The sequence below is a fragment of the Gammaproteobacteria bacterium CG11_big_fil_rev_8_21_14_0_20_46_22 genome, assembly GCA_002796245.1.
Lineage (GTDB): Bacteria > Pseudomonadota > Gammaproteobacteria > UBA12402 > UBA12402 > 1-14-0-20-46-22.
Genome location: PCWT01000051.1, coordinates 53714 through 58886 on the forward strand (window position 1 = coordinate 53714; position 5173 = coordinate 58886).

The 5173-nt window shown below is 47.2% G+C and carries 5 protein-coding genes and 1 pseudogene (1 of these 6 only partly in view); 1 reads left to right on the forward strand and 5 read right to left on the reverse strand.

All coding sequences use genetic code 11. The annotated features are described in order from the left end of the window. Positions 1-121: 121 nt before the first annotated feature. Positions 122-406, reverse strand: coding sequence for a hypothetical protein (locus tag COV52_07050; GenBank protein PIR10796.1), 285 nt, complete (start codon positions 404-406; stop codon positions 122-124). 118 nt (positions 407-524) lie between these two features. Between COV52_07050 and COV52_07055 the strand changes: the two genes are divergently transcribed. Beyond that, complete coding sequence (locus tag COV52_07055) at positions 525-746, forward strand: translation initiation factor IF-1 (GenBank protein PIR10797.1); 222 nt, start codon at positions 525-527, stop codon at positions 744-746. Between the two features lie 63 nt (positions 747-809). Here COV52_07055 and clpA read toward each other — a convergent pair whose 3' ends face one another. From clpA to COV52_07075, 4 genes and pseudogenes are all read right to left on the reverse strand, one after another. After that, positions 810-3119: an ATP-dependent Clp protease ATP-binding subunit ClpA gene (clpA, locus tag COV52_07060; protein PIR10798.1), complete on the reverse strand. Its 2310-nt coding sequence runs from the start codon at positions 3117-3119 to the stop codon at positions 810-812. A gap of 15 nt (positions 3120-3134) precedes the next feature. Next, a complete protein-coding gene (locus COV52_07065) occupies positions 3135-3464 on the reverse strand; it encodes an ATP-dependent Clp protease adapter ClpS (GenBank protein PIR10799.1) in 330 nt (109 codons plus the stop codon). 8 nt (positions 3465-3472) lie between these two features. Next, the gene (locus COV52_07070) at positions 3473-4882 is read right to left on the reverse strand and encodes an NAD-dependent malic enzyme (GenBank protein PIR10800.1); all 1410 of its coding nucleotides are present in this window, start codon (positions 4880-4882) and stop codon (positions 3473-3475) included. A gap of 246 nt (positions 4883-5128) precedes the next feature. Then, positions 5129-5173 (reverse strand): annotated as a pseudogene (locus COV52_07075) (hypothetical protein) (it continues 1017 nt past the right edge of the window).

The window sequence follows — 5173 nt, forward strand, 5'->3', positions numbered from 1 at the left end:
TGAGGGAGCATTTAACAACGCAGATGCCGCTTAAATTAAGCGAGAAAAGGTTTGAGCTGGCTTCGACGCTTAGCCCTGCCCACTCAAAACTTACGAGTGCGCAGCCTAAGCGTCGAACATTTTAAGCTGTCCAGCCTGCTAATATTTCGATAATTTTCTTAGCCTGTTCAACATTTGAGATGTTAAATTTCGAGCGCATTTGATACGCACCGTTGCGCTTTTGATAACGGCGTACAGCAAATTTATCCGGCCCATACGCCTCTGCTTTATAATCCCACTCTTGGTAGCGAAACATCATCGTGACCCAAGCACCGCCTTTAGCCAATAACGCTTTATCGAGTTCTTTTATTTTCTCCACACCGTCTTCATGGTATGAAATGGTCAAACCTTCTACTGTTTCTGACATACGGCCTCCTGTGTCTTTGCGCACACTCTAAAGGATGCCGCCATAAAAGCCAATAGGTAGTTGACGAAGAATCAAAGACATAGCATACTATGCGCGATTTTTACGCAAAGGAGCGATCATGGCCAGAGAAGATAACATTGAACTCGAAGGTGTGGTACTAGACACATTACCCAACACCATGTTTCGTGTGAAGCTTGAAAACGGCCATGTCATTACCGCCCATATCTCCGGCAAAATGCGCAAAAACTACATTCGCATCCTAACAGGCGACAAAGTCCGCGTGGAAATGACACCGTACGACCTTTCAAAAGGCCGAATCACGTTTCGCGAGAAAAACTAACACCGAACCCGAGAACCTAAAAAGCGAGCTCAAGGCTCGCTTTTTTATTTGAAGCCAGCACAATTACTTCTCAAGCTTTTCAGGTACCTTGGTTTCCTTAGCCACCACTTTCAGCTCTCCATCAGCCGTGGTCACATTCACCTCACCACCTTTAATCAACTCACCGAACAACAATTCATTGGCCAATGGTTTTTTGATCTTGTCTTGAATCAAACGTTTCATCGGGCGAGCACCCATCAGCTCATCGTAACCGTGTTCAGCCAGCCACACCCGCGCAGATTCATCAACGTTAAGCGTGACTTTTTTCTCTTCAAGCTGCTGCTCAAGCTGCATCAAGAACTTGTTCACAACATCGGCAATCGTCGTGATGCTCAGCGGTTTAAATTCGACAATCGCATCCAAACGGTTTCTAAATTCAGGGCTGAAGGTTTTCTTCAACTCTTCCATACCGTCTTTGGTGTGATCTTGCTTTTTAAAGCCAATCGATGCGCGGCTAATGACTTGCGCACCCGCATTGGTGGTCAGCACCAAAATCACGTGGCGAAAATCCACTTCACGACCATTGCTATCGGTTAGTCGGCCATGATCCATCACTTGCAGCAAAAGGTTATACACATCAGGATGCGCTTTTTCGATTTCATCAAGCAAAACGATGGCGTGTGGGTGTTTCAAGACATCGTCTGTTAGCAACCCGCCTTGATCGTAGCCCACATAACCTGGGGGGGCACCAATCAAACGAGCAACAGAATGGCGCTCCATGTATTCCGACATATCAAAGCGCAATAACTTCACACCTAATAAGCGTGACAACTGCAAGACCACCTCGGTTTTACCCACACCCGTGGGGCCTGCAAATAAAAATGAACCCACCGGCTTTTCTTCTTCGCGAAGACCGGAGCGTGCGAGTTTGATCGCATCAACGACCTTTTCAATCGCTTCAGATTGACCAAAAACTTGAAACTTCAAATCGCGCTCAAGGTTTTTTAACAAGTGCTTATCTGAACTTGATACACTTTTCTCAGGAATACGCGCAAGCTTAGCCACAATTTCTTCAATTTGGCCCACACCGATTTTAATGGGCTTATCATTGTCTGATTTTCGGCGAATACGAAAATACGCGCCGGCTTCATCAATCACGTCAATCGCTTTGTCTGGCAAAAAACGCTCGGTTAGATATTTATTTGAAAGCTCGCTCGCAGCCTTTAACGCTTGATCCGTGTATTCCACATGATGATGCTCTTCAAAGCGGGACTTCAAGCCTTTTAAGATCAATGTGGTTTGATCCACCGTGGTCTCTGGCACATCGATCTTTCTAAAACGACGTGAAAGTGCGCGATCTTTTTCAAAGACATTGCGGTATTCTTGATACGTTGTCGCACCCATGCAACGCAACTCACCACGCGATAATAAAGGTTTCAATAAGTTGGAGACATCCATCGCCCCGCCAGACGCTGAACCCGCACCAATAATCGTATGAATTTCATCAATAAACAAAATCGCGTTCGGCACACGACTGAGCTGCTCTAGCAAAAGCTTCATGCGCTTTTCAAAATCACCGCGATACTTAGTGCCCGCAAGTAAAGCGCCTAAATCCAAGCTATACACTACAGCATCTTTGATGGCTTCTGGCACGCGGCCTTCCACAATGGCCAACGCCAAGCCTTCCGCAATGGCAGTTTTACCCACACCCGCTTCACCAACCAGCAAGGGATTATTTTTACGTCGCCTCGCCAAGGTTTGAATCGAAAACTCAACCTGCTCTTCACGACCGATGAGCGGATCAAGCCGCCCTTGCTTAGCTTTATCATTTAAATTAACGGTGAGTTTTTCAAGCGAACTGTCGGAGTCTTCTTCATTCGCCCCCCCCATGGATGAAAAGCCGCCCATGCCCAAATCTGATTCATGCGAAGTATGCGACGCACCACTTGAGGGCGGCGGCGGCTGCTTGTGACCATGGCTGATAAAATTCAACACATCTAAGCGTGAGACATTTTCTTGCTTGAGCAAATACACACTTTGACTTTCTTGCTCACTGAAAATAGCAGCTAAGACATTTGCCCCTGTGACTTCCGTTTTCCCAGAGGATTGCACTTGAAACACTGCACGCTGCAATACACGCTGAAACCCAATAGTTGGCTGCGTTTCTCGCTGCGGCACATCTTCAGGCACAACAGGTGAAGTTTCATCAATAAAGGCAATCAAGTTTTGGCGTAAGCGTGAATTTTTCGCACCGCAAGCGTGCAACACTTCTTGCGCATCCGAATTTTCCAGCAGCGCTAACAGCAAATGCTCTACGGTTAAAAACTCGTGTCGCTTTTCACTGGCAAGACGATACGCCTGGCTTAAAGTAGCCTCCAATGCCTGATTTAACATTACACCCTCTCCTTTTTAACCGTCCAAAGGCTGCATTTCGCAGCGCAATGGGTGCTCATGATCTCGCGCATAGCGTCGTACTTGCGAGATTTTCATTTCAGCGACATTCTTTGTATAGATTCCACACACCGCTTTACCGGTTGTGTGAATTTTCAGCATGATCTCTTCCGCTTTAGGTTTCGTCTTAAAAAAGAAAATACGCAGGACCTCGACCACGAAATCCATGGGCGTGAAATCATCATTAAATAGAACGATTTGATACATTTTCGGTGGCTTGGTTTGAGGCGCTTCGGCAAGCAATATACCGCACTCCACCTCAAACTGTCGCTGCCTGCTCTGAGTCATGCTGGTTGTTATCCTTTACGAGCCACACCGGTTTCGTGAGCAGCCTTGATTACTGCCTCTGAAACGGCTGACACCACCGCTTTATCAAAGACACTCGGGATAATATAGTCTGGATGCAAGTTCTTGTCATCTATGACGCCAGCAATTGCATACGCTGCCGCCAGCTTCATGGCCTCATTGACTTCTTTGGCCATGCAATCGAGTGCACCCCGAAAAAGACCAGGAAAACACAGCACGTTATTAATTTGGTTAGGGTAATCGCTTCGACCCGTGGCAATAATTTTGGCAATACCTTGAATCTCTTCAGGCATAATTTCAGGCGTGGGATTAGACATGGCAAACACGATAGCATCCTGATTCATCGACTTCACATCATCCACCGTCATCATATCCGGGCCGGACAAGCCAATAAAGACATCCGCGCCTTTTATCACCTTATGAATGTCACCCTGTTCTTTGTTCGGATTTGTGCGTTTAGCGTAATCGACTTTTACCTCGTTCATCCCTTCACGGCCATCATACAGCGCACCCTGGCGATCACAGCCGATGACGTTTTTTACCCCAAGGTCTAATAAAATATTGCTACAGGCTACACCAGCCGCACCCACGCCGAGCACCACCACCTTCAAGTCTTCGAAGCGTTTGTTCACGAGTTTTAAGGCATTGATCATCGCTGCTGCCAACACCACAGCCGTGCCATGTTGATCATCATGAAACACCGGAATATCGAGCGCATCTTGCAAGCGACGCTCAACCTCAAAGCAACGTGGGGCAGAGATATCCTCCAAGTTAATCCCACCAAACACCGGCGCAATACGCAATACTGTATCAACAATTTCATCCGTGTCTTTTGTGTTTAAGGCAATGGGAAAAGCATCCACGCCCGCAAACTGCTTAAACAATACCGCCTTACCCTCCATCACCGGCAATGAGGCTTCAGGGCCAATATCGCCCAAACCCAACACCGCGGTACCATCGGTGATCACCGCCACCATGTTACGCTTAATGGTTAGGTTAAATACTTTGCTGGGATCTTCATGAATCGCCATGCAGACCCGCGCCACGCCCGGGGTGTACGCCATGGACAAGTCATCGCGTGTCTTCAATGCGACCTTGGAACGCATTTCCAGCTTACCGCCCAAGTGCATCAAAAAGGTACGGTCCGACACATGAAACACTTCAACAGCTGGCATCGCCGCCAACGCTTCTTGTACATCTTGTGATTGCTTAGGGTTTGAAGTGAAAATTGTAATATCGCGCAACAAGCGGCCATCTTGCACACCCGAAACGTCAATGCCCACAATCTGAGCGCCCAAAGCTTCCACCACATGGCTGACTTCACTCAAATTGCACTGGTTATCATCCCAGCTCATGCGAAGCGTGATACTGTTGGCAGCGGAAATGGTTTGGCGCGACATAGTCTCTACCCCTGATTGGTTTCACCTTATTATATGGACTTGCGTTAAAAGAACAAGAGCCTCAAAAAACGAGCCGATCAAAGCCTGTCTTAAGCGAAACGAAAACCCGGATTATCACGCCTTCGGCGCTCAGCCCATATACAGGCTACATGCACGAAAAAAAAGCAGCCCCCTTTAGGGCTTGTTTACAATGGGTATTTCCGACTGCAAACCAAGCGAAATCGGCCAAAAATTGCAAAAATCTCATTACATATGTTCAATATGTGCTTCGATTTTTTTCATTTTTGGCTC